The sequence below is a fragment of the Rossellomorea sp. GAMAL-10_SWC genome (assembly GCF_049568075.1).
GTDB lineage: Bacteria > Bacillota > Bacilli > Bacillales > Bacillaceae_G > Gottfriedia.
In genome coordinates this window covers 3,217,289-3,242,813 of the sequence record NZ_CP144911.1, presented here as the reverse complement: position 1 = coordinate 3,242,813, position 25,525 = coordinate 3,217,289, and the positions used below count along the sequence as shown (strand labels likewise).

General features: G+C 32.5%; 24 protein-coding genes and 1 riboswitch. Of the genes, 15 read left to right on the top strand and 9 right to left on the bottom strand.

Features of this window, described 5'->3' with window-relative positions:
• The first annotated feature begins 23 nt into the window (after positions 1-23).
• The 3 genes from V5E38_RS16085 to V5E38_RS16075 all read left to right on the top strand — a co-directional run bounded on the left by V5E38_RS16085 (position 24) and on the right by V5E38_RS16075 (position 2,869).
• Positions 24-425: a DUF350 domain-containing protein gene (locus V5E38_RS16085; RefSeq protein WP_069034569.1), complete on the top strand. Its 402-nt coding sequence runs from the start codon at positions 24-26 to the stop codon at positions 423-425.
• A 329-nt stretch (positions 426-754) separates the two neighbouring features.
• Complete coding sequence (locus V5E38_RS16080; protein ID WP_499210746.1) at positions 755-1,639, top strand: ABC transporter ATP-binding protein; 885 nt, start codon at positions 755-757, stop codon at positions 1,637-1,639.
• Positions 1,640-2,869, top strand: a complete 1,230-nt coding sequence (locus V5E38_RS16075; RefSeq protein WP_499210745.1) for an ABC transporter permease — start codon at positions 1,640-1,642, stop codon at positions 2,867-2,869.
• 56 nt (positions 2,870-2,925) lie between these two features.
• On the opposite strand, the gene V5E38_RS16070 is transcribed toward V5E38_RS16075, so the two are convergent.
• The 3 genes from V5E38_RS16070 to dat all read right to left on the bottom strand — a co-directional run bounded on the left by V5E38_RS16070 (position 2,926) and on the right by dat (position 5,293).
• Positions 2,926-3,762, bottom strand: coding sequence for an SGNH/GDSL hydrolase family protein (locus tag V5E38_RS16070; protein ID WP_499210744.1), 837 nt, complete (start codon positions 3,760-3,762; stop codon positions 2,926-2,928).
• Positions 3,763-4,039: 277 nt separating this feature from the next.
• Entirely contained in the window at positions 4,040-4,339 is a 300-nt protein-coding gene (locus V5E38_RS16065; protein WP_097978371.1) for a hypothetical protein, read from the bottom strand.
• 69 nt (positions 4,340-4,408) lie between these two features.
• Positions 4,409-5,293 carry a D-amino-acid transaminase gene (dat, locus tag V5E38_RS16060; RefSeq protein WP_387329006.1) on the bottom strand — a complete coding sequence of 295 codons (885 nt, stop codon included), beginning with the start codon at positions 5,291-5,293 and terminating at the stop codon, positions 4,409-4,411.
• A gap of 154 nt (positions 5,294-5,447) precedes the next feature.
• Between dat and V5E38_RS16055 the strand changes: the two genes are divergently transcribed.
• The 6 genes from V5E38_RS16055 to V5E38_RS16030 all read left to right on the top strand — a co-directional run bounded on the left by V5E38_RS16055 (position 5,448) and on the right by V5E38_RS16030 (position 11,627).
• A complete protein-coding gene (locus tag V5E38_RS16055; protein WP_499210743.1) occupies positions 5,448-6,257 on the top strand; it encodes a Rossmann-fold NAD(P)-binding domain-containing protein in 810 nt (269 codons plus the stop codon).
• 126 nt (positions 6,258-6,383) lie between these two features.
• Complete coding sequence (locus V5E38_RS16050; protein WP_499210742.1) at positions 6,384-8,090, top strand: AMP-binding protein; 1,707 nt, start codon at positions 6,384-6,386, stop codon at positions 8,088-8,090.
• Positions 8,091-8,356: 266 nt separating this feature from the next.
• Positions 8,357-8,944 carry a fatty acid metabolism transcriptional regulator FadR gene (gene fadR / locus V5E38_RS16045; RefSeq protein ID WP_056472373.1) on the top strand — a complete coding sequence of 196 codons (588 nt, stop codon included), beginning with the start codon at positions 8,357-8,359 and terminating at the stop codon, positions 8,942-8,944.
• Positions 8,945-8,981: 37 nt separating this feature from the next.
• Positions 8,982-9,752, top strand: coding sequence for a Clp protease/crotonase-like domain-containing protein (locus V5E38_RS16040; RefSeq protein WP_499210741.1), 771 nt, complete (start codon positions 8,982-8,984; stop codon positions 9,750-9,752).
• Positions 9,753-9,808: 56 nt separating this feature from the next.
• On the top strand, positions 9,809-10,582 hold the full coding sequence (locus tag V5E38_RS16035) for an electron transfer flavoprotein subunit beta/FixA family protein (protein ID WP_097978376.1): 774 nt from the start codon (positions 9,809-9,811) through the stop codon (positions 10,580-10,582).
• Positions 10,583-10,649: 67 nt separating this feature from the next.
• Positions 10,650-11,627, top strand: coding sequence for an electron transfer flavoprotein subunit alpha/FixB family protein (locus tag V5E38_RS16030; protein WP_499210740.1), 978 nt, complete (start codon positions 10,650-10,652; stop codon positions 11,625-11,627).
• 164 nt (positions 11,628-11,791) lie between these two features.
• On the opposite strand, the gene V5E38_RS16025 is transcribed toward V5E38_RS16030, so the two are convergent.
• The 4 genes from V5E38_RS16025 to V5E38_RS16010 all read right to left on the bottom strand — a co-directional run bounded on the left by V5E38_RS16025 (position 11,792) and on the right by V5E38_RS16010 (position 15,846).
• Positions 11,792-12,034 (bottom strand): hypothetical protein, encoded by a 243-nt coding sequence (locus V5E38_RS16025; protein ID WP_499210739.1) that lies wholly within the window; start codon positions 12,032-12,034, stop codon positions 11,792-11,794.
• 242 nt (positions 12,035-12,276) lie between these two features.
• On the bottom strand, positions 12,277-14,511 hold the full coding sequence (locus V5E38_RS16020) for a S8 family serine peptidase (RefSeq protein WP_499210738.1): 2,235 nt from the start codon (positions 14,509-14,511) through the stop codon (positions 12,277-12,279).
• A 488-nt stretch (positions 14,512-14,999) separates the two neighbouring features.
• Positions 15,000-15,158 (bottom strand): FbpB family small basic protein, encoded by a 159-nt coding sequence (locus V5E38_RS16015; RefSeq protein WP_097978379.1) that lies wholly within the window; start codon positions 15,156-15,158, stop codon positions 15,000-15,002.
• 217 nt (positions 15,159-15,375) lie between these two features.
• Positions 15,376-15,846: a GNAT family N-acetyltransferase gene (locus V5E38_RS16010; protein WP_499210737.1), complete on the bottom strand. Its 471-nt coding sequence runs from the start codon at positions 15,844-15,846 to the stop codon at positions 15,376-15,378.
• A 170-nt stretch (positions 15,847-16,016) separates the two neighbouring features.
• On the opposite strand from V5E38_RS16010, the gene trxA reads away from it, so the two are divergent.
• The 4 genes from trxA to V5E38_RS15990 all read left to right on the top strand — a co-directional run bounded on the left by trxA (position 16,017) and on the right by V5E38_RS15990 (position 20,208).
• Complete coding sequence (trxA, locus tag V5E38_RS16005; RefSeq protein WP_056472391.1) at positions 16,017-16,334, top strand: thioredoxin; 318 nt, start codon at positions 16,017-16,019, stop codon at positions 16,332-16,334.
• Between the two features lie 281 nt (positions 16,335-16,615).
• Positions 16,616-17,053, top strand: a complete 438-nt coding sequence (locus tag V5E38_RS16000) for a MarR family winged helix-turn-helix transcriptional regulator (RefSeq protein WP_098566243.1) — start codon at positions 16,616-16,618, stop codon at positions 17,051-17,053.
• A 77-nt stretch (positions 17,054-17,130) separates the two neighbouring features.
• Positions 17,131-18,759, top strand: a complete 1,629-nt coding sequence (locus tag V5E38_RS15995; protein WP_499210736.1) for an MDR family MFS transporter — start codon at positions 17,131-17,133, stop codon at positions 18,757-18,759.
• A 97-nt stretch (positions 18,760-18,856) separates the two neighbouring features.
• Positions 18,857-20,208 (top strand): IS3 family transposase gene (locus tag V5E38_RS15990; protein ID WP_499210735.1). Its coding sequence is split into 2 segments (ribosomal slippage): positions 18,857-19,304 and positions 19,304-20,208, totalling 1,353 coding nucleotides; the frame shifts between segments, so codons are not numbered across the junction.
• 164 nt (positions 20,209-20,372) lie between these two features.
• Here V5E38_RS15990 and V5E38_RS15985 read toward each other — a convergent pair.
• A complete protein-coding gene (locus tag V5E38_RS15985; RefSeq protein WP_097978382.1) occupies positions 20,373-20,804 on the bottom strand; it encodes a PepSY domain-containing protein in 432 nt (143 codons plus the stop codon).
• A 147-nt stretch (positions 20,805-20,951) separates the two neighbouring features.
• Here V5E38_RS15985 and uvrC point away from each other — a divergent pair, with 147 nt between their 5' ends.
• Together uvrC and V5E38_RS15975 are read left to right on the top strand one after the other, a co-directional pair.
• Positions 20,952-22,727, top strand: a complete 1,776-nt coding sequence (gene uvrC, locus V5E38_RS15980; protein WP_499210734.1) for an excinuclease ABC subunit UvrC — start codon at positions 20,952-20,954, stop codon at positions 22,725-22,727.
• 74 nt (positions 22,728-22,801) lie between these two features.
• A riboswitch (Lysine riboswitch) is annotated at positions 22,802-22,977 on the top strand.
• Positions 22,978-23,083: 106 nt separating this feature from the next.
• On the top strand, positions 23,084-24,325 hold the full coding sequence (locus V5E38_RS15975) for an aspartate kinase (RefSeq protein WP_387328973.1): 1,242 nt from the start codon (positions 23,084-23,086) through the stop codon (positions 24,323-24,325).
• A gap of 597 nt (positions 24,326-24,922) precedes the next feature.
• On the opposite strand, the gene V5E38_RS15970 is transcribed toward V5E38_RS15975, so the two are convergent.
• Entirely contained in the window at positions 24,923-25,369 is a 447-nt protein-coding gene (locus V5E38_RS15970) for a YslB family protein (protein ID WP_499210733.1), read from the bottom strand.
• Between the last annotated feature and the right edge of the window lie 156 nt (positions 25,370-25,525).

Sequence of the window (25,525 nt, the reverse complement as noted above, 5' to 3'; positions counted from 1 at the left end):
TTAATGAGGGGATGAGAAGATAAATGGATAGTATTGTTAGTACTTTAATGTATTTAGGATCAGGACTTATTCTTTTATTTATTGGATTTTTAGCTTTTACTTTTACCACTAAGATGAGTGAACAAAAATTAATTTTAGAGGACGGTAATATTGCCGTTGCACTGAAATTAGCGGGAAAATTAGTAGGTTTAGCCATTGTTATTATGTCAGCAGCAAAGTATTCAGTTAACTATGGTGATTTCATTATTTGGAGCTTAGTTGGTATTATAGCTCAAATGGTTACATATTGGATTGCAGAATTTGTATTATTTCCGAAAATTTCATTTGCTAAAAAGGTTGAAGAAGGAAATATTGCAGTAGCTGCTTTATTGTTTACTTTAAGTGTAACAGTAGGTTTATTAATTTCAGGTAGTATTTCATATTAATCAGACTGCCCGCCAAACGCTCGCTTTCTTCGTTGCTTCGCCTGTTGAGCGGTGCTCATTACCGTCTAGGGTAACTCCGCTCCTCATCAGGCTTCGCGCCTCGAAAGACAAGCGCTTGCAATCAGTCTGAAAATCTGGTTATTAGAACTTTGTTAACACATTGAAATGAGAATGCTAGAGTGGCATTCTCATTTTTTCGTTTCTGTCTTTAGTCTAATCAAGTTAAATGAACTGATAAACTAATTACGATATTTACCTTTAATTAAAATTCTTTAAAATGTATGCTTAATGTATATGAATTACATTTAAACTTCAAAGGGGGAAGAGCGTTGACTTTAGAAATAAAACAGCTTTCTAAAAGTTTTGGAGATACTATTGCCGTTAACGAATTGTCATTGACTTTGCCTACAGGAAGAGTATTAGGTTTATTAGGTAGAAATGGGGCAGGTAAAACGACCACCATTAAAATGTTATTAGGTCTTCTTACACCTACAAAAGGAGAAATAACTTGGAAAGGGAGCCCATTTAAATCCGATAAAGTTAAGGTAGGGTATTTACCAGAAGAAAGAGGATTATTTACCAAAAGTAAAGTTGTTGATCAGCTTAAATATTTCGGGAAATTAGAAGGTATGTCTAATAAAGAGGTTGAGGTAGCAATAACATATTGGCTAGACCGTCTAGAAATACCACATTACCGAAATAAAAAGGCAGGGGAGCTTTCAAAAGGTAACCAACAAAAAATTCAACTAATTGTAACTTTATTACATAACCCTGAGTTGATTATTTTAGATGAGCCATTTAGTGGACTAGATCCAGTTAATGCTGAGTTAATGGCTTCAATTATTACCGAACAAATTCAGAAAGGGAAAACGGTCATATTATCAAGCCACCGTATGGATCAAGTGGAGGCTTTTTGTGAGCATGTTTGTATACTTAAGAACGGTAATGTAGTCGCGGAAGGTAGTTTAAATAGCTTAAAAGAAGACTATGGGTATAGAAATTTAATTTTAGAAGATATAACATCGATTAAACAAATACTAGATTCCAATAATGTAAGTTATGAACAAAAGCAATTAGGAATTTACGTAAAGGTAAAAAGTGATGAGGAGGCTTTTACGATTTTAAACCGTATTAAGTCAAAATTGGGTTCTATAAAGAAGTTTCAATTATTAGAACCTACACTAAATGATATCTTTATAGAGAGGGCGAAATAAATGAAGAAGTTTAGTACGGTCTTTTTATTTCATTTACGTGAAGGTCTTTTGGCGAGAGCAACGATGATTATGAGTGTTATTTTATTTGTATTAGTCGTTGGAATATTTGGAGTACAAAAATATTTTGCTGGTACAGAAAAGAGTAATAAGGATAAAGATAAAATTGTTTTAATCGATAATTCGAAAAATTATTCGGTAGATCTTGCTAGTTTAAACAAAACGATTAAATCTGCAAAGATTGAGCAGAGCGATGCATCGAAAGAAAAAGATTTAAAAAATCAAATTGAAGATGGTTCAAAAGATGGACTGCTTATTCTTTCCGAAAAGAACAATGTCCCTTCAATTCAATATACGTATAAAAAGTTTTCAAATAGTGAAGTGCTTTCAGTCGTAAATATGTCTTTGCAGCAAAATTACTTAAATAAAACTGCCCAAGATTTAAAGCTATCGCCTGAATCTGCAACTAAGTTATTGCAAAAAGTAGAAGTAAATGAAAATGTTCTAAAAAATCCTATGGCTACATTCGGAATTGCTTACTTTTTCGGTTTCTTATTGTATATGTTTCTATTAATTTATGGAAACTCAATTGCAACGGGAATTGTTGCTGAGAAGTCTTCTAGGGTAATGGAAGTATTACTACCAAAAGTAAGTCCTGTCGTGACTTTATACGGGAGAGTCATTGCGGTATTTTTTGTAGCTTGTGCACAATTAATTGTATTAGGAATAGGATTTCTTTTTGCCAATTTATTAGGCTGGGTTAATACGAATGCGATATCTTTTTTCGGAATGAAAATAGATTTAGAGGCATTAGATACTACAACCATCATTGCATTTGTAGTTTATTTCTTATTAGGTTATTTACTTTATGGTTTACTTTACGCTGCAATTGGATCAGTTGTTTCAAGAACAGAAGAGCTTCAAATGGTTCTGATGCCAATTACTATTTTAGTCGTAGCGGCATTCTTTATTAGTATTAATGCATTAGTAAATCCAGGTGGTACATTTGTTCAAATTAGCTCATATATTCCATTTTTTGCTCCACTTGTAGCATTTTCTAGATTTGTAAGTGGAGAAATGAATTTTATAGAAATAAGTGCTAGTATATTAATTTTAATCGTTTCAATAATGATTTTAACTCGTGTTGCTAGCCATATTTATGTTAATGGGGTAATGTATTACAGTGAAAAAGTAAAGTGGAAAGATGTAGCTAGATTATTAAAAAGACAATAAAAAAAATCGATCTCATAGGTCAAGTTGCTGACTCTTGAGATCGATTTTTTTATTTTCTAATTTTCTGTTGTATGATTATGATCCTCTTCTACTATACTACTTTTAGCATCCTGCTGTAGAACTTCTAATTCTCCAATTACAATCTCTGAAACACGTTTATATCCTCTAGTTTTATTTGGATGCATACTATCAATTAAATAATATTCACCATTCATTCTATTCCACCCAACATTAGAGTATAGGTCGATACATGGCAATGCGTAAAAGGCAGCTACTTCTTTAACAGCTCTAGCATAATCAGATGTTAAATAACCGGCTTTATTTTTATCTTCATATTTTCCGTTGTGATATCTAGGTACAGGCGTCATAAGAATAATCCTACAATTTGGTAACCTTGTTTGTATTTTTTCAATCATTGAACACAAAGCACCGATAAATGTAGATTCGTCTAAATTGGGTCGTTCATTTGTTGGGAACCCTTTTCCTAAAGGAATACCTCTACCAAAGTCATTTGTTCCACCCATTATTGTTAAAAGTTGAGTATTAAGTGGAATCGTAGCATTGATCCTTTGACTGTTACACATACTTGATAAAATTACTGTCGTGCCATTTGGCTGTGATTTAGGTGGTTGACCTTTGTAATTTCCATTCTTATCAATCCAGGCAATCGAACCATTTTCAGCTACAGTTGTTCCGCCAATCCCTCTATTAACATGAGTCAAGCCTAACTTTTCCGCAACAGCAGGCTGCCATCCGTTAGATGAAGTGATACTATCTCCGTAACTAATCCATATTTTTGATTTGTAACCGGTTATTTTTTTTCCTTTTGCCTCAGCTATATTTGTAAATAATGAATTTAAAATACGTTTTACATACGATGTTAATCTTGCCATAGCAATCACCCTTTTTACATATTTACTTCATAAACATGTAAAGCCTATTTACTAAAAATGAAATTACAATGATAGTACAGGATTTTGCAGTATGTAACATTTTATATATAAAAATTAATCTATATTACATTTATACAAATAAAATCAACTTAACAAAACTTTAAATCAATTGTAAAAAATGTTTATTAAAAGAAAGTTGCACTTCGATCGTTAGAAAAACAACAAAAAGCCTGTATCTTATAATTCAGTCTAAGATACAGGCTATACTTTTCAGTAACTAATGGTGCTTATAAATATTATTATCGGAGCTTTTTTTCATGAAGATCCCTATAATTAACTGAATGAGACCAATAAGAAATATGAATGGATACAATACCCACATTAACATCGCTGCCCAGCCATCTCCTTCGATAATAGCGTACGTAATTCCAATAGCAAATGACAAAAATGGTCCAATGGCTACCATATTTGCGATACCCCATATGATATATTTTCGTTTTCTAGATTGGCCTATAGTAAAAACGAGAGCAAGAGCTGCGCCAAATAAGGCGATCAACATTGCTATAACAATTGCCAAATCAAGTCACTCCTCACTAAGGTAAACCACTATATTTTGATGCGGTTTTATAATGCTAGATAATGTAGTCTAGTTAGTTGACTGATCCTGCGGAATTTTATCAATTAAATTAGTGTATGAATCTTGAATTCTCTTTGTTATGTCTCCACGCTTTCCTAAACCGATAGAATAGGATTTTTCGTCAATTAAAACTGAAGTAACAGGTAGGATGTCAGAAACGGATGCTGTTGTAAAAGCTTCATCTGCATTTAAAAGTTCATCAATTGAGAAAGGAATCTCTTTTACTTCGAGTTTTTCTTTTTTTGCAATTTCAAGTACCACTTTTCGGGTAATGCCATTTAGAATTAAGTGATTGGCAGGATGAGTGAATAGAGTAGAGTTTTTTACGATAAAAACATTTGTTGCTGATCCTTCTGTAATGATCCCATCTCTATGCAAAATGGCTTCTTTCGCTCCTTTAGCGTAAGCCTCATTTTTTACTAAAACACTACCTAATAAGTTTAAACTTTTTATATCACAGCGAAGCCATCGAATATCATTCGTTATGAAAGCGGTTATTCCTTTTTCCATTTGCTGTAATGGTCTATGATCTTCTCTTACTGTATATGCAATCAGTTGTGGCTTTAAATTAGCTTCGTCTTGGTAAATATGATTGCGGTTCATTACACCTCTACTAATTTGGATATAAACATATCCATTATCGTAATCGCAAGTATTCATTAAATAAACTAAATCACTTTCAAGCTTTTTCAGGTGCATTTTAAAAGGAATTAATATTTTTTCACAGCTTTCCTTCAAGCGAATTAAATGTGCATCGAGTTCAAAATATGACTTATTGAAAAAACGAATAACCTCATAAACGCCATCTCCGAATTGATAACCTCGATCTAAAATATTTACATTTGCAGATTTTAAATCGACAATACGGTTGTTTAAAAGAACCTTTGCTTTCATATGAACCCCACTCCCTATTATCATTTAAGTCTGTTTGATTAAAAGTTTTCAAATAGTCTGGACTTTAAATTTATGACCTTTGTAAACACTGTTTATTATGATACATTCAATATATCACAAGTTTATTAAATATTTTGTAAAAAGGAGAGAGGCAATGAAATTATTAATTTTAGGTGCTAGCGGACTAGTTGGGAAGGCTTTAATAAAAGAATTTTCTCCTGATTATGACGTTTATGGAACGTTTAATCAAACGAAATTAGATTTGAAAAATGATCATCAATTACAATGGGATATTAATGATTCAGAGAAAATATTAACCTGGATTGACCGTATTTGCCCAGATGCAATTGTTTCTTGTTTACGTGGTGATTTTAATGTTCAATTTGAGGCGCATTCTAGAATAGTTGAAAAAATAAAATCAACTTCAACGAAATTTTTCTTTTGTTCTACTACGAATGTTTTTGATGGAGAAGTTTCAAAGCATCACGCTGAAAACGATCTTCCAGTTGCCGAATCAGATTATGGACTATTTAAAATAAAATGTGAAGAATTAATTAAGAATGAGATTGGCGAAAATGGGATCGTATTAAGATTGCCAATGGTTTGGGGAAAACAATCGCCTAGACTAAATGAAATAAAAGATAAAATAGAAAAGGGTCAAGAAATTGACGCATATGATAATATTTTTTTAAATCATGCAATTGATACAGGAATTGCTAAGCAAGTAAGAAAAATTATTGAAAAGGATTTAAAAGGAATATTCCATCTTTCAACAACTGATATTGACTCGCAATACTCATTTATTTTTAAACTTGTAAAAAGTTTATCAAATGATGGGAAAGCTAAATCTCTCACTTTAGAAAACTATGATGAATACAATTTTGGATTATTGACCAATCGTACCGATTTGCCATCTGATTTTTACTATAATAGCGATGAAGTAATTAATCAATTAGTTCACTAAATTCCAAAACAAATTCAAAAACCACTTGTGATTAAATATTCTTAATATTTTGATTGTATAGCTGAAATTTGTAACATATACTAATTTTAGTATGAACATACTTTTAAAATACTGGTGGTGAATGGTATGGAGGAACCAAGAGTAAAGCCTTGGGTGAGTCAGTATCCAGAGCAAATACCAGCTACATTAGACGAACAGTTTGATTTATTACCAACATATTTAAAGCAAACAGCTTCAAAATATCCAGCTAAGAAAGCGCTTAATTTCCTTGGGAAATCGATGACGTTTAATGAAATTTATATTCAGTCTTTAAGATTCGCCAATTTTTTAAGGAATTTAGGAATTAAAAAAGGCGATCGAGTTGCAATTATGCTTCCTAATTGCCCTCAAGCAGTGATTGCTTATTATGGGATTCTTTTTGCAGAAGCAATTATCGTCCAAACAAATCCGCTATATACAGAACGTGAGCTTGAATATCAAATGAATGATAGTGGTGCAACAGCTATTATTTGTTTAGATTTATTAATTAAAAGAGTGTACGAAGTAAAAAAATCTACTAATCTACAACATATTTTTGTTACTGGGATTAAGGACTATTTACCACTTTTTAAAAAGCTGTTATATCCTTATTCAAAACAACCAAAGGCACCAGAGTTTCCTAATGATCACTCGATTCATCAATTTAGTTTTATTATGCAAATATCTGCACCGATTGAACAGGATCTCTCAAGTAGTAGTGTGGAAGATGTAGCAATACTTCAATATACTGGAGGAACTACTGGATTTCCTAAAGGTGTTATGCTTACACATAAAAATTTAGCATCAAATACGTTAATGGCAGAGAAATGGTTATATAAAAGTCAGAAGGGCCAAGAAAAGATTTTGACTGTGTTACCATTTTTTCATGTATATGGAATGACGACATGTATGAATTTATCAATCATGTGTGCGTATGAAATGATTATCGTTCCGAGATTTGATGCAACTCAAATGCTTGTGGCGATCAATAAATATCGACCTACATTGTTCCCGGGTGCACCAACAATGTATATTGCATTATTAAATCATCCTGATTTAAAGAATAACGATATCTCATGTATTCATGCTTGCTTAAGTGGGTCTGCAGCGCTACCTGTTGAAGTTCAAGATCAATTTGAAAAGGTGACAGGCGGAAAATTAGTAGAGGGCTATGGTTTATCAGAAGCTTCTCCAGTTACACATAGTAATTTCCTTTGGGATAAGCGAGTAACGGGCAGCATTGGAGTTCCTTGGCCAAGTACAGATGCTAAAATAGTATCTCTAGAAACTGACGAAGAGTTACCTTATCGTGAAATTGGGGAATTAATCGTTTCAGGACCACAAGTAATGAAGGGGTATTGGAATCGACCTGAGGAAACCGCAACGACGTTAAAAAATGGCTGGCTATATACAGGTGACTTAGGCTATATGGATGAAGAAGGCTTCTTTTATATCGTTGACCGTAAGAAAGATATGATTAATGCAGGAGGGTTTAACGTTTACCCTAGAGATATTGAGGAAGTATTATATGAACACGAGGCTATTAAAGAAGCAGTTATAGTTGGTATTCCTGATGCATATCGTGGAGAAACGGTTAAAGCTTACATTGTATTAAAAGAAGGAAAATCAGTTACTGAGGCTGAACTAGATGATTTTTGTCGGAAATATTTAGCAGCTTATAAGGTTCCAAGAATTTATGAATTTAGGAATGAATTACCTAAAACAATGATTGGTAAAATCTTAAGAAGAACATTACTAGAAGAAGAAAAACAAAAGAATACGCAACCTGTGGATTCTGATGAAAATTTAATTTAATAATATAAGGGGGATGATCACATAGGCATCCCTCTTTATTTTATGAACTGTTATCAAAATACTATGCTAAAATAAATTTAAAGATTGATTAGAAAAGAAACCTGATAAAATTGAATGAAAGTACAAAGATTAAATAGTATATTAAAAGCTTTTGTAAAGAAATTTTATACACAAAATATTAAAGGACAATTGACAATTTTCTGATAAATTTGTATTATGAGAATATGAATGATTATTCATTCACTGTAAGAAGGGGTAAATAAAAAATGAAAAGAGATAAACCAAAATATAAACAAATAATTGATGCTGCAGTTGTTGTAATAGCTGAAAATGGTTACCATCAAGCGCAGGTTTCTAAAATTGCAAAACAGGCTGGTGTAGCTGACGGAACAATTTATTTGTATTTTAAAAATAAAGAATCCATCTTAATTTCACTGTTTGAAGAGAAGATGGGAAATTTTACTGAAAAAATTCGTGAAAAAATTGAAGGTAAACCGGACGCGATATCGAAATTATTAATGTTGGTAAAAACTCACTTTTATGAAATGTCTAAAGATTCTCATTTAGCAATCGTTATGCAATTGGAAGTAAGACAAACTAATATTGACCTGAGATTAAGAATAAATGAGGTACTAAAAGAGTATCTACATATCATTGATTCAATTTTAAATGAAGGAATTAATAGTGGTTTGTTCGACAAACAATTGGATATTCGTACAGCTAGACAAATGATCTTCGGCACAATTGATGAAGTGATGACCCATTGGGTAATGACCGGTCAAAAACAAGATTTAGAGTCAAAAGCCGATAAAGTTCACCAACTTTTAATAAGAGGATGCGGGTACCAAAATTAACGTTCTAGTACATTTTGAAAAATAGGGAGGAATAGTCGTGAGTTTAATTCAATGTAAAATATCCGATGGTATTGCATTATTAACAATTCAAAATCCACCAGCAAATGCAATGTCTTCGGTTGTATTTGCTGATTTAGTTAAGCGTTTAGATGAATTAGAAAATAACAATGATGTAAGCGTTTTAGTTGTTCATGGAGAAGGTAGATTTTTCTCTGCAGGTGCAGATATTAAAGAATTTACTTCTTTCAAAAATGCTGAAGATGCAGCAGCTGTTGCAAGAAGAGGTCAACTAGTTTTTGATCGTGTTGAAAATTATTCTAAGCCAATCATCGCAGCAATTCACGGAGCTGCATTAGGTGGCGGACTAGAATTTGCAATGAGCTGTCATATTCGAGTTGTTGCAGAAAACGCAAAACTTGGTTTACCTGAATTAAACTTAGGAATTATTCCTGGGTTTGCAGGGACACAACGATTACCACGTTATGTAGGAAAAGATAAAGCGTTAGTTATGCTTGCGACTTCTGAACCAATTTCTGGTATTGAAGCTGGGAAAATTGGATTAGCTACAATTGTAGTGCCAGAAGAAACTTTATTAGATGAAGCAAATGCATTAGCAGCTAAAATTGCAAATAAAAGTATGCAATCAATTCAATATATTCTACAACTACTATCTTCTACTAGAACTACTTCATATCATGAAGCGGTGGAAGAAGAGTCTAAATTATTTGGAGAAATTTTTACATCTGAAAATGCAAAAGAGGGTATTTCGGCATTTTTAGAAAAAAGAAAACCAGTGTTTAATAAATAAGTAGTTTAATATTTTTAAAAAATAGATGTAGTTACATTTCCTGGGAGGGTATAACAATGAACATTTATGTACTATTAAAAAGAACATTTGACACTGAAGAGAAAATTACAATTTCAAATGGTGCAATCCAAGAGGATGGCGCTGAATTTATTATAAATCCATACGATGAGTATGCAGTTGAAGAAGCAATTCAAATTCGTGACGCTCATGGTGGCGAAGTAACTGTTATAACAATTGGTAACGAAGATAGTGAAAAAGAACTTCGTACAGCACTAGCTATGGGTGCTGATAAAGCTGTATTAATTAACGTTGAAGATGACGTTACAAATGCTGATCAATATACAACTTCTAAACTTATTGCTAAATACTTAGAAGATAAAGATCCTTCAATTATTTTAGCAGGTAATGTTGCAATTGATGGAGGTACAGGTCAAGTAGGTCCACGCGTTGCTGAATTATTAAATATTCCTTACGTGACAACAATTACTAAAATTGACATTAATGGTACAACAGCTACAATCGAACGTGATGTAGAGGGTGATACAGAAATCATCGAAACATCTTTACCATTATTAATCACTGCTCAACAAGGCTTAAATGAACCAAGATATCCTTCTTTACCTGGTATTATGAAGGCTAAGAAAAAACCTTTAGATGAATTAGAATTAGATGATCTAGATTTAGAAGAAGATGAAGTTGAAGCAAAAACGAAAACAATTGAAATTTACCTACCTGCGAAGAAAGAAGCGGGCAAAGTTTTAACTGGTGAATTAAAGGATCAAGTAAAAGAATTAGTTTCGTTACTACGTTCTGAAGCAAAAGTAATCTAATTTTATTGAATATTAGAACTTAAATAATAGATTAATATCGTAATAGATAATTTTGGAGGGAAATAACATGTCACGTAAAGTATTAGTATTAGGCGAAGTTCGTGAAGGAACACTACGAAATGTTTCATTTGAGGCAGTAAGTACGGCTAAAACAGTTGCTGAGGGCGGAGAAGTAGTTGCTGTATTAGTAGGTAAATCAGTTAGTACATTAGCTACTGAAATGATTCAATACGGTGCAGATCGTGCAATCGTTGTTGAAGATGAAAAATTAGCATCATATACTTCTGATGGATATTCTCAAGCACTTTTAGCAGTTATTGACCAAGAAAAACCAGAAGGTCTAGTATTCGGTCATACAGCTTTAGGTAAAGATTTATCTCCTAAACTTGCTGCTCGTATGCAAAGTGGACTTATTTCAGATGTTACAGCTATCGAAGTAGCTGGTGGAAATATTGTTTTCACTCGTCCGATTTACTCAGGTAAAGCATTCGAGAAAAAAGTTATGGTAGATCCATTTATTTTTGCGACAATCCGTCCAAATAACATTTCAGCATTAGAAAAAGATGCTACTCGCACTGGTGATATAGCAACTGTTTCAGTTGAAATTAAAGACTTACGTTCAATCGTCAAAGATGTTGTGCGTAAAGCGAGTGAAGGTGTAGACCTTTCAGAAGCAAAAGTGGTTGTTGCTGGTGGCCGTGGAGTTAAGAGTGAAGAAGGCTTTAACCCATTAAAAGAATTAGCTTCAGTACTAGGTGCTGCTGTAGGTGCATCTCGTGGTGCATGTGATGCTAACTATTGCGACTACTCTTTACAAATTGGTCAAACTGGTAAAGTTGTAACACCTGATTTATATATTGCATGTGGTATTTCAGGAGCTATTCAACATTTAGCTGGTATGTCAAACTCTAAAGTAATTGTTGCAATTAACAAAGATCCAGAAGCTAATATCTTCAAAGTAGCTGACTATGGAATCGTTGGGGACTTATTCGAAGTATTACCTTTATTAACAGAAGAATTTAAAGCTGTATTAGTTAACTCTTAATATAGAACTATAAATAATAGCCCACAAGTATCTTGTGGGTTTTTTTGTGTTTTTTAAGTGTACGTCATGAAAAAAATTCAAATAAAAAAGAAGGGGTTCAAAAGTATTTTAACTTTTGTAACACCTCACTTATAGTTCTTCTATTCGTTTACAAGCCATTGTCATTACATCCTAACAATGACTGATCCACCGCCACTTGTTACAACTTGATTTTGTTTTTGTTCAAGTTGTCTAAGTAATTCATTATTCGCTTCTATTGCTTTTACAAGGTTTGTAATTTGATTTTCAAGATTCATGAACATTTGCATGATTGATTGATGATCAGTTTGTACATGACCTTGAACACCGTTTCTAATAGGATGTTGGGGATGATGCGGATGTGAATTCCAAAATGGATGATGATGCATACTTTTACCTCCAATTTCTAGACCAATGTACTATATAGTACGTCTATATTATTGTAAGAGTTCGCCTATTTTAGTTTAGTTCAGGAATAATGGCAACTTAATAATATAAAATGTGATTGATTTTCACTAACGGTGTTATGAAAGAAAAAATGTGCTACTAATTTAAGAAGCCAGTGTGCTCCGAATATTAATCGAATTCACACTGGCCTTATAATTTTTTTACTTATTTAATTAAGGTTTATTTAATTTACGATAAAGCTATCAATATTTACTTGTGTAGCTGATTTACGAGAACCTGGAGCAGCTTTTCCAGTATAGGAAACAGTGATTGTATGTTTTCCGCTAGATAGACCTGTTTTAGTGTAAACAACCGATTTATATACAGATGAAGCAGAGTAAAGATTAACTTCAGAAGCTGATCCACCGTCGATTTTAATACTTACGATTCCTTGTGCACTGTTTTTGGTTGCTACTAATTTAATAGATGTACCATTAAACACTAAATTTGCCAAAGTTCCTGAATTATTACCGATAATAAATGATCCACCTGAAGCACTACTATTTGAAGATGTAGACCAATTACCTACATATTCAATATTTGAGCTAGTATTCTCATAAGTACCTGCTGTTACTCCTTGTTTACTCGTTAATGTGTAAGAGCCTGAACCACTATAAGAATATGCATCTACATAATAAGTACCACTACTTGGAGCAGTATACACTATACTTTCAGTGGAAGAACCGGCCTTTTCAGAATGGGCAACCATATCTTGATTAATTTTTACTGTTGTTGCTTTAGTACCATATAGGTATAAATCAAAATCTGTTCCCGAAGCACCAGTTAAATTTAGAGTTATTTTTTCACCTTTTCTCAGCGCCACTCTAAATACATCATCTTTGTCACTAGAGTTGTTTAAAGTTCCGGATACGGTTGAAGATAAGGCTACACCAGGAATATCATCGTCACCAACTAAAGCATTTTTAGCACTTAATAGTCCACCAGTTGCAGTGATATTATTAAGTGAACTTAATTTTTTTACAGTACTCATCAGTACAGATTTAATTGAAGTGGCATTTAAAGATGGATTTTGACTTGCTACAAGTGCAGCAACACCAGTTACATGTGGAGTTGCCATAGATGTTCCAGATAAATAATCGTAATCCATAAAGCCTTCAGCATTCCAATCTTTTGGAAAAGTACTTAGTATATCTTCTCCTGGAGCGGCTAAGTCCACACTTTTTTTACCATAGTTTGAGAACCATGAAAGCTCGCCCATATTATTAATTGAAGCTACAGATATAATATTAGATAAGTCAAAACTAGCTGGGTAGGATTTGTAATCTGAAGAATCGTTATTTTCCGAATCATTTCCAGCTGCACAAATAAATAATCCACCGTTTGTTTTCATTGCATCATATAATGATTGGGAGTAACCGTATCCACCCCAAGAATTATTGAAAATTTTAACACCCTTTGCTTTAGCATAATTAAAAGCAAGTATTGCATCGGAATCATATCCACCAGAAACTCCAAGGAATTTAAGGGGCATAATTTTCACATTTGGGGCAACTCCGACTACGCCTAAATTATTATCAGATTTTGCAGCAATTGTACCTGCTACATGAGTGGCATGAAAATCGTCTTTTAAATAACCATCATAAACAGTTTTATCATTGTTATAAAAATCCCATCCGTCTTTATCATCTATATAACCATTTTTATCATTATCGATTCCGTCATTTGCTACTTCCCCAGAATTTGCCCATATGTTTGAAGCTAAATCTGCTTGAGTCGTATCTAAACCAGTATCAACTACAGCTACGACAAGTGAGGAGGATCCCTTCGTTTTGGCCCAAGCTCCTTCAGCACCTATATCCATTCCTGGTACACCGACTGAACCAAAAACAGTTTGACCTGTATTTTTTAATCCCCATAATTTAGTAAAATTCGTATCGTTTGTTAAAGTAGTACGGATATAATCTGGCTCTGCATATTCAACATTAGGTTGACTGTTTAGTTTTGCAATTAAAGCTTTCATATCTTGTTTTTGTGTTAAATTTACAATATATGTATCTTTTGATAGTGAAGAGACATTTTTAACTGGTAACAGTGTAGATTTTTGAATAATTGACATGGTAGTATTATTTTTTAGTTTGATAATTATTCTGTCAGGACTATAGTATGGTTTCTTACTTTGATTGATTTCTTTCATCAATGATTTCTGTTTTTCTTTACTAAGTTTATTAATCTCACTAGTGGAAGGAAGCGGTAAGGCCAGTTTAAGACTATTCATAATACGACTTCGCTTTTTAGTTTCTGTTAATTCCTTAACCTGCTGGTTTAAAGAAAGATTTTTTATGCTAGATATTTGTGACTTACGAGGTGAAGAGGCTTCTGTTATTTTACTTGGACCAAAACTAGATATAATACCTGTAACTAAACCTACCGCTAAAACTCCATTTAATAATTTTTTCATTGTATTCCTCCTTTTTTTTTTGGACTACATGATATTTATACTTATCTATTTTTTGAATATTACAAAAATAATCTATACAATATTATTTTAGAATATTTTTGAAAGTGCTTTTGAACTGGAATTAACTAAAAGTATGACTATTAAGCTAATTATTAGGAATGTACTGGTTTGGTCATATCATTCGTTGATTTTTTAAGAGAATTTTCAAAAATATCATTTCCAAAAAATTCCATTAAATAGTTTCTTAATAGGATAAATGGAAATAAAATGGTAGTAATTGAGGACATAAGTGAAGAGTATTAGTGCTTAAGGCACAAATATAAAGATTAGAGTTTTAACTTTATTTAAGGATGTAAATTATCTATTATACTGACGGGGTAGGAAACAAATAGATCAGGGGTAAATAAAGAGATCGTCGCTTATTCAAATAGAAATACAAAACGTATTAAACACAAAAAAAGTAATCCCTCTATAGGATTACTTAAAAATTAAGAAATAGCTTTGTTTAGTTTGTTTTTTTCAGATAACAATTCGTGGCGCTTTTCAATTTTTCTTTCAATTTTTTCGATTTCTTCTTTGTTTCGTAATAAAGATTGTTTATTCTCATTAACTAATTGATTAAACGTTTTTCGAAAAGGTTTTCTCATAACTGCCACTCCATTCGTGATAAATTTTTTGAATATTATTATTATATTCAATAATATATTAACATAAAAAACATACAACAATCGGCTGAAATTTTACAAAATTGTGACAAAAGTAGCGGATTGAATTGTTACTCATGGACTAGATCGATAATCTTGACGTCTCATGTAGCAGACAATCAATATTTTAACATTTAAATATGAAAATAATATGAAAATATTATGAATAAATCTTTTCATAAACCTCTACATCAATACCATCTGCATTCGTTTTATTTTCTATATATTTAAATCCCTGAGATTTCCAAAAAGATTTTGCTTGTTCGTTATTAATTAACACACCTAATCGTAACCCGTGAATATTTCTTTTTATAAGTAGTTCTTCAAATAATATAAATGCGTTTGTTCCAAATCCATATCCATGGTAATCATGATGGATCATTAAAAGACCTAGCCATGGAAAACTATCTTTAGGATTAAGCGCTAAAAAATCAATTAATCCTATATAGGTATCATCTAATTTAATAAAATAAGTTTCCGTTTGGTGTGAGGAAAAAAAATATTCCTTCATTAGTTCTTCTTTTGTTCGTGTTAAACGACCATTCTCCATTAAATTGTAATGTTGATTTGAATTTGTAATTTCTTCTATTACTTCAATTAAGTCTGTTGTAATTCTTTCAAATGTTATCACTTTTTTAGTCCTTTCATTGGTATATCAACTATTTGTTTGGAAATAGTAAGTTTGAGCAAATAAATAGAAAATGCTAATTCTCATATGGTATACTTTCTTTAAAATTATAACAAATTATGTCATTCTACATATTTTACTTATGTAGATTGCGCAGGTAGGAGGAAAAATAAATGGCAATTGTTAATGCAACAAACGCAACGTTTGCAGAAGAAACAAAAGAAGGTGTAGTATTAGTTGATTTTTGGGCAACTTGGTGTGGTCCTTGTAAAATGATTGCTCCTGTATTAGAAGAATTAGCTTCTGAATATGGAGAAAAAGTTAAAATTGTTAAAGTTGATGTTGATGAAAACCAAGAAACAGCAGCTAAATTTGAAGTTATGAGCATTCCATCATTATTCGTTCTTAAAGACGGAGAAGTAGTTGAAAAAACTTTAGGTTTCAAACCTAAAGAAGCTTTAGAAGAATTAATTACGCCACATATTGGTTAATTATAATTTGTAAGAAATGCACTCATAATATGAGTGCATTTCTTTTTTTTGCATTTTTAACTAAAAAAAGCTGGTTAGAACAATATTAATAAAACCAATAACACAAGCCAATGTAAATGTTTTCATTATAATTAGCAATATGATTAATGAGAGTAATGTTAAAAATTTCTAATGTAAATAAGATTGACTATTTTTCTGTCACGTTTTATATTTAATAAGCATTAATATTTAACAGACATTAAATATTTATTTGGATTAATTTTTAAAGGAGGTTAACTTTCTTGGGTAACAAAAATGAGTACATTGAACGGATCCAGATTGCACTTCAAAGCACTATTCATAAAATGCAACCAAAAGTGACAGAAAGTATGAATAGTCATGGTGTAACAGCTACTCAATTTTTTGTTTTAATGTACTTACGAAAAAAAGAAAGCTGTAAAATATCTGAGATCGCAGAGATGATGGGTGTAAAACCAAGTGCTGTATCATTTATGATTGATCGACTTGAACATAATGACTTTGTCTATAGAGAACATGATAAAAAGGACCGAAGAGTTGTAAATATTATGTTAACTGATGAAGGTATTAAAAAATTAGAATCAGTGATAAAAGATCGAAAAGAAATTTTTGAAGGTTTCTTGTTTAACCTTTCTGACGAAGAGTTATTACAATTTGCAAAGATTACTGAAAAGCTTGCAAATGCTGCAGCAGATTTATAGAAATTTTCACAAAATATTTTTTTGTATTAGTAATTATAAAAAGAAAAAAGATATGGGAGAGAAGGGAGAAATATATTTTGACTACAAATACAGTTGTTCAAAAAGAAGGCAATCGTAAACTATTGCTAATTGGTCTAATTATTGCAATGTTTTTCTCGGCATTAGATGGCACGATAGTTGGTACTGCAATGCCTAAAATAGTTGGAGACCTTGGTGGTTTAAGTATGATGACTTGGCTTACAACAGCATACTTATTAACTTCAACTACAGTAGTGCCGATCGCAGGTAAATTAGCAGACTTATTAGGTCGTAGAAGTGTTTATATTGCTGGTTTAGTTATATTTATGGCAGCTTCAGCATTATGTGGTATTGCCCATAACATGACTGAATTAATTATTTACCGTGGTATTCAAGGTATCGGTGGCGGTGTAATGATGCCGATGGCGATGATTGTAATCGGGGATTTATTTACAGGTAAAGAACGTGCGAAATTCCAAGGGGTTTTCGGTGGAATTTACGGTTTAGCTTCAGTAATCGGTCCACAAATCGGTGGTTGGATTGTTGACTCATTAAACTGGAAATGGGTATTCTACATTAACCTTCCAGTAGGGATTATCGCAACAATTTTTATTGCATTAGGTTTAAAAGGAAGAAAAAATACTGGACCAATCAATTTCGATATCGCTGGTATGGTGACTATGATTATCGGTGTTGTAAGCTTACTCCTTGGTTTAAGTTTAGGTGGAGTTAAGTATGATTGGAATTCTTGGCAAATTATTAGTTTATTTGTATTAGCAGTAGTTGGAATCATTAGCTTCGTGATCGCAGAAAATAAAGCTAAAGAGCCAATACTACCAATGCATTTATTTAAAAATAGAACGTTCGTAACATTGAACTTAATTGGTTTCTTTATGACAATTGCAATGTTTGGTGCAATTATGTTCGTACCATTCTTCATGCAAGGAATTGTTGGAGTAAGTGCAACACAATCGGGGACAATTATGACGCCAATGATGATCACTATGATTATTGCAAGTATTATTGGTGGTCAGGTTGTATTTAAAATAGGTATTAAACCACAGATTATTACGGGTATGTTCGTAATTGCATTAGGTTTATACTTATTAACAACTTTAGATATGAATTCAACTAAAACGATTGCAACAATCTTTATGGGAGTTATGGGTCTAGGGATTGGTTTAGTAATGCCGACAATTACTCTAGCTCTTCAAGAAGTATTTGATAAGAAGGAATTAGGGATTGTAACATCTTCTAGCCAATTCTTCCGTTCAATCGGTGGTACTTTTGGAGCAACTGTTTTAGGTGCTGTAATGAACAGTAAATCAGGAACACTTCTAAACAATGATTTAGTTCCATTTTTAAATAAATTACCAGCTCAAGCTGCACCATTAGTAGACAAATTTAAAGACATGATTAATACAACTCCTCAATCTGTATTTACAATGTTATTTAATGCGGATGCTAAGAAGCTAATTCCTAAGCCAATTTTAGAAGGTATGTTACCGATTATTAAAACATCATTAATGGATTCATTACACCAAGTATTCTTTGTTGGTTTAGGATTCATCATAATTGGTGCAATCGTAACATTGTTCCTAACACCAATTAAATTAACGAACAGAAAAGCTGGAGATAAAGAAGGTAATGAGCAAGAACAAGTAGAAGTGGAAACTGCGACTTCGTAATTTCTCAAGCTGTAAACATAAAAGTAAAAACCATCCAGAAATATTTGAAGTGCACCCCAAATGTTAGACACGACTAACATTTGGAGGTGCATTTTTTATGACTAAATTTACTACTGAACATAAATTAGCGGTAGTTATGCGTTATTTAGAAGGTAAGGAAAGTTTTCGTTCTATTGGTAAGTTATTTGGAACGTCCCATGCTGAAGTGAGAAACTGGGTAGCTCAATATAAGGAAAATGGGATTAATGGATTGCTTAAAAAGTCATATACAAGTTATTCGGTACAGTTTAAACTAAACGTATTAAAGTATATGAATGACCACGGGACGTCACCTAATGAAGCAGCTGCAATTTTCAGTATTCCTTCCCCTAGAACGATTCGAAAATGGAGGACTCAATTTGAAACACAAGGACAAGACGCCCTAGAATCAAAGAAAAAGGGGCGACTTTCCATGAAAAAAGAAACAAAGAAAACTACACCTGTTGTAGAATCAATTGAAGAACTTCAAGCTGAGATAGAACGTTTACGCATGGAAAATGCATATCTAAAAAAGTTGAATGCCTTAGTTCAAAACAAGGAAAAATCACGAAACAAGACAAAGTAAAAGTTGTCTATGAATTAAGGCATGAGTTTTCGTTAAAAGAACTTCTACTGCTAGCCAGTATTCCGCGTAGTACGTTTTATTATTGGATGAAAAATCTAGAACGTCCTGATCCAGACGCAGAGTTAAAAGTGCTGATAAAAGAAATTTATGAGGAACACGAATTTCGTTATGGCTATCGTAAAATTCGAGACGAGCTTACGAATCGTGGTTATAAAGTAAATCATAAAAAAGTTCAACGACTTATGAAAGAACTAGGGATAAAATCACTTGTGAAGGTAAAGAAATATCGCTCTTACAAAGGTGAAGTAGGTAAGATTGCACCCAATATTTTAAATCGAAATTTTCAAGCTGAAAAACCAAATGAGAAATGGGCTACAGATATAACTGAATTTAAATTATTTGGAGAAAAGCTATACTTTTCACCTATGTTGGACTTATATAATGGAGAAATAATTGCTTATACAATTGGTTCACGTCCAACTTATTCACTTGTATCAAATATGTTAGAACAATCTCTTGAACGTTTAACAGATTCCGATACACTACTAATTCATTCAGACCAAGGGTGGCACTATCAAATGAAAAAATATCGTAGTGCTCTTATTAAACGTGGAATCACTCAGAGTATGTCACGAAAAGGAAACTGTTACGATAACGCAGTAATTGAAAGTTTCTTTAGTATCATGAAATCTGAACTACTCTATCTTAAAGAATTTAACAGTGTCGAACACTTTAAACAAGAACTAGCTAAATATATAGATTACTACAATAACAAACGAATTAAGGCAAAATTAAAAGGCATGAGCCCAGTAAAATACCGAGTTCATGCCCAACAGGCTGCCTAATTGAAGTAACCAGTCTAACTTTATGGGGTCACTACAAAATATTTTGGATGGTTTTTATTTTAAATTAAAAATGCCAAATGCCAATTGACCACTGATTTCCCAATCCCAATAATGAAGAAAAAAGAAAGGTCCCATAAAAGTACTTTTCAGGGACACCCTTTTTGTTAGATAGCCACGGATACTTTTTCTTTTCTTTTTCTCATTTTTCGTTTATTACTCCACAAAATCCAAGATAACGCTAAACCTGTTCCAGTAAGTATAAAAAGACCGATACCACTAATTAAACCAATTATGCCGGTATGTAAGCTTTTGACTGAAAATGCAGACTGCTCAGTTCTCTTTCCAAAATTTTGAAATGGAGTTTGAGTATTATCACCACTTTGTCCATTTTGAAGCGCTGTGTTTTGATCGCTATTTTGAGATTGTTGGTTACCATTAAACTGTCCACCCGATGGAAACTGACCTTGCATAGAAAATCTTCCTTTTTCTTCGCCACCTTTATTGAAATACAGGATAATTCCTGTAGTAGATTCGATTAGTAAGAAAACCGAAACAATCACACCTATCCAAAAATGAACTACTCTTACTTTTTTCATCTTAACATTTCTCCTTTTCTTCTCTTGATGAAATTAAAGTTACAATAGAAAACTTAATTTTTACTTAATATCATTAAAGTATTTTCAGTTTTTAAATATGGAGATTATAATATTAAGTGTACAATTGCACGAAAGAGGTGAGAGGAAATGGACAATCACTTAAAAGAAAAATTAGCGCTACTACCTGATCAGCCTGGTTGTTATTTGATGAAAGATATTCAAGGGACGATCATTTACGTAGGAAAAGCTAAAGTGTTAAAAAATAGAGTAAGATCTTATTTCACGGGATCCCATGATGGTAAGACATATCGATTAGTTCAAGAGATAACTGATTTTGAATATATTGTTACTTCTTCAAATATGGAAGCCTTAATTCTTGAGATGAATTTAATTAAGAAATATGATCCGAAATATAACATCATGTTAAAGGATGATAAATCATACCCCTTTATTAAAATCACTGCTGAAAAACATCCTCGCTTATTAATTACGCGAAATGTAAAAAAAGATAAAGGGAAATATTTTGGACCATTCCCTAATGCTACAGCCGCTAGTGAAACAAAAAAATTATTAGATCGTCTATATCCATTACGAAAATGTTCTTCATTACCAGATAAAGTTTGTTTATATTATCATATTGGTCAGTGTCTTGCGCCTTGTGTAAAAGAAGTAACTGATCAACAAAATCAGGAAATAGTTAATGAAATTGCCCGTTTTCTAAACGGTGGGGAAGACCAAATACGAAAAGAATTAGAGGCAAAAATGCTTGCTGCATCTGAACAATTAGATTTCGAGCGCGCGAAAGAGTATCGAGACCAAATTGTATCTATTGAAGCGACTATGGAAAAGCAGAAAATGATGAGTAGTGATTTAGTTGATCGAGATGTATTTGGATATGCGGTTGATAAGGGATGGATGTGTGTTCAAGTTTTCTTTATTCGAAGAGGAAAATTAATTGAAAGAGATGTATCATATTTTCCAATTTACGATGAACCAGAAGAAGAATTCCTATCGTTTATTGGGCAATTTTATGAAAAACCACACAATATAAAACCAAAAGAAATTTTTGTACCAGATAAAGTTGATACTGAAATTCTAAAAGGTTTACTAAAAATTCCTGTATTCCAACCAAAAAGAGGCCAAAAAAAGGAACTCGTAGTATTAGCAAATAAAAATGCCAAAATTGGACTCGGTGAGAAATTTAAGTTAATTGAGCGAGATGAAGAAAGAACAGTTAAAGCAATAGAAAAACTAGGGGATATTTTAAATATTGAAACTCCATATCGAATTGAAGCATTCGATAATTCAAATATTCAAGGAACAAATCCTGTTTCAGCTATGGTTGTCTTTATAGACGGAAAACCTTCAAAAAAAGATTATCGCAAATATAAAATCAAAACTGTCGTAGGACCTGATGATTACGATTCAATGCGTGAGGTAGTACGTAGAAGATATTCGAGAGCATTAAAAGAGAATTTACCTTTACCAAACTTAATAATTGTGGATGGTGGGAAAGGACATCTAGCTGCAGTTGAAGATGTACTCCAAAATGAGTTAGGCCTATACATCCCAACAGCTGGACTTGTTAAAGATGAAAAGCACCGCACTTCAGAGTTATTAATCGGACAACCACCTCAAATTGTCCAACTTGGAAGACAAAGCCAAGAATTCTTTTTATTACAAAGAATTCAAGACGAGGTACACAGGTTTGCGATTGAATTCTATCGTCAGCTTCATAGTAAATCAATGGTTCAATCGGCTTTAGATGGCATAGCAGGTGTTGGTGGAACAAGAAAGAAAGCTCTTCTTAAACATTTTGGATCGGTCAAAAAAATAAAAGAGGCATCAATCGATGAGTTAATAGCAGCTAAAATGCCAAAAAATGTTGCAGAAGAAATTTATCAGCATTTCCATAAAGAGTAACATAGTTGCCAAAATTTTTATCTTGACACTATTTTCAAAATAATTTATATTTTAGTTAAAATTAAATGATTTTCTCTCGTAATAGAGGTGCAAAACTTAAAAGTATGCTGTCATAGACGTGTGGCGTTGTGATGGACAGTTGAAAGGAAGTTTTGCCGAAATAAAATGAATCCACAATTCATTTTGTTGGGACTGCATTTAAGAAATGTAGTACTGTCGCATAATAATTATGCGGGGAGCTATTGAAGAGATGTTGATGATTTGTCTATTTTATTTTATTTGTAAATTAGGCGCGTGAACATTGCTTCACGCGCTTTTTTGTATTCTTTTTTAAGTAAAAAGTGAGGATGAGAAAAATGGGAATTATTGTTCAGAAATTCGGTGGTACTTCAGTAGGCTCAATTGAACGAATTCAGCATGTTGCTGAAACAGTAACCAAATCATATAAAGAAGGAAACCAAGTAGTTACAGTTGTATCTGCAATGGGACATCATACAGACGAACTAGTTAGTTTAGCAGCTCAAATTAGTCCGCAAAACAGTAAACGTGAATTAGATATGTTACTTACTACAGGGGAACAAGTTTCGATTTCGTTACTAGCAATGGCAATCCAAGCTAAAGGTTTTAAAGCTATTTCACTAACTGGTTGGCAAGCTGGAATTCAAACTGAATCTGTCCATGGAAATGCTCGTATTGAAACAATTCATACTGATCGAATTCAACAATTACTTGATGAAGGGTATATCGTAATTGTTGCTGGTTTCCAAGGTTTAAGTGACAACAATGAAATTACGACATTAGGTCGTGGTGGTTCAGATACAACAGCTGTTGCATTGGCAGCTGCTTTAAATGCAGAACGTTGTGATATTTATACGGACGTATTAGGTGTTTATACTACGGATCCAAGAGTTGAACCAAATGCTTCTAAACTAAGCCATGTCTCTTATGATGAAATGCTAGAGCTTGCAGCTTTAGGAGCAGCGGTTTTACATCCAAGAGCAGTAGAATTCGCAAAAAATTATAATTTAATAATTCAAGTTCGTTCAAGTCAACATGATGAAATCGGTACATTTATTGGGGAGGAAACACAAATGGAACAACAATCAGTCGTAAGAGGAATCGCATTCGAATCTAATGTAACAAGGATGACTTTAAATGGTTTAAATAACCATGTAGATTTATTACCTAAAATCTTTACTTTATTAGCAAGTGAAGGTATTGATGTTGATATTATCATCCAAAGCGTAACATCAGATAACTTAGTAAATCTTTCATTCTCGATCAAATCTGAAAATATGATGGAAGCAATAGCGGTTCTAGAATCAAAGAAAGAATTTTTAGGTTACCGCTCATTTGATTTTGAAAGTGAACTTGCTAAAGTATCAATTGTAGGTAGTGGAATGGTTTCAAATCCAGGTGTTGCTGCAAAAATGTTTAAATTTTTAGCTGAAAGTGAAATCCCTGTAAAAATGGTAAGTACTTCTGAAATTAAAGTATCTACAGTTGTACCAAAATCAAAATTACAAGAAGCAGTTCACGCTCTTCATAAAGGATATGAATTAGATCGTATTAATGAAGAAGTAGTAGTGGAAAACTAAATAGTAAAATAAACCCTTTTAGGCGTTCAAATACTTATATATAGGCTTTGAAATATTGATTTTATCAATATTCATCACGTTCAGATATACAGAGCCGTATAGTATAGTGATAGCGTTTAAAAGGGTTTTTTAATCGTTAAGCGAATAAATTATATAAAGATTCTGTAAATTTAAAATAAGTAAGGCGAACGGCTAAATGGTAAATAAAAGAAGGAGGTATTAATAATGGGGCATAGTATACTTGCCTACGGATATGGAGAAATTGTGCTACAGTTCGTTCTATTAATACTCGCCATTTTGTTTTTTGTTTCTATTTGTTTATTCTTGTTAAATTCTATTATTAAGGGAGTTAAAAGAAACAAGAATTTTGAGGGAATTAGAAGGCAGGATCCAAGTAAGGAAAGGAAAGAGAAGGGGTAAGTTAAATAATAACTACCTGATCTTTTTCTTAAATTGAAGTAAAAATTTGGACTTAATGATTTATTGGTTAATACTCATTGTTGTACCTGTAATTGAACTTATATTTCAATATTTCAAGAAAAAATTATTCAAAAGAAAACACCACAAGGGACCAAAGTTCTTGTGGTGTTTTTCGTGTTATCTTCTTGTAATTGGATCTTTTAAATCCCATTTTACTTGGAACTTTACTTTGTCGCCTCTTTTGCTTTGCTCTTCATACGTTTCAGCTATAACATCGATTTGCTGTTGAATTTGCATCGCTAGAAATCCAGCTTCTAGTTGGTAAGATACGTTCTTTTTTTGTTGATCTCTGTATGTAATTAATTCAGAAGATAGTGTTAAATGAACTTCTTGCTTCTTTTCTTCTTCAACAGTAAGAGTACCCCAACCAGCTTGATCAAAAAATTCTATAATTTCTTCAAAGGTTGCTAAAGGATATTTCCTGGCAATCATTTTACCCGCCCAATATAAAATATCATTTTGCTCTTTTCCTAATAAATCATTCAATAAATCGTTACGTATTAGCTCATAGCCAAAACCAGAAATATTTCCCGGAATATTTAAATTTTCAATGCCGTTCGTCATGGTCGGATAACTCTCCCTTTCCTAAAAAAACATGTTTTTATTATATACAATATTTAATAGTAAAAACAATAATTCGACAACAGTAGATTACAAGGATTACCAATCTAAATGAGAAGTTTTTTCAGTAAAGAAAAATGTACGCGTTTTCTTGACCTC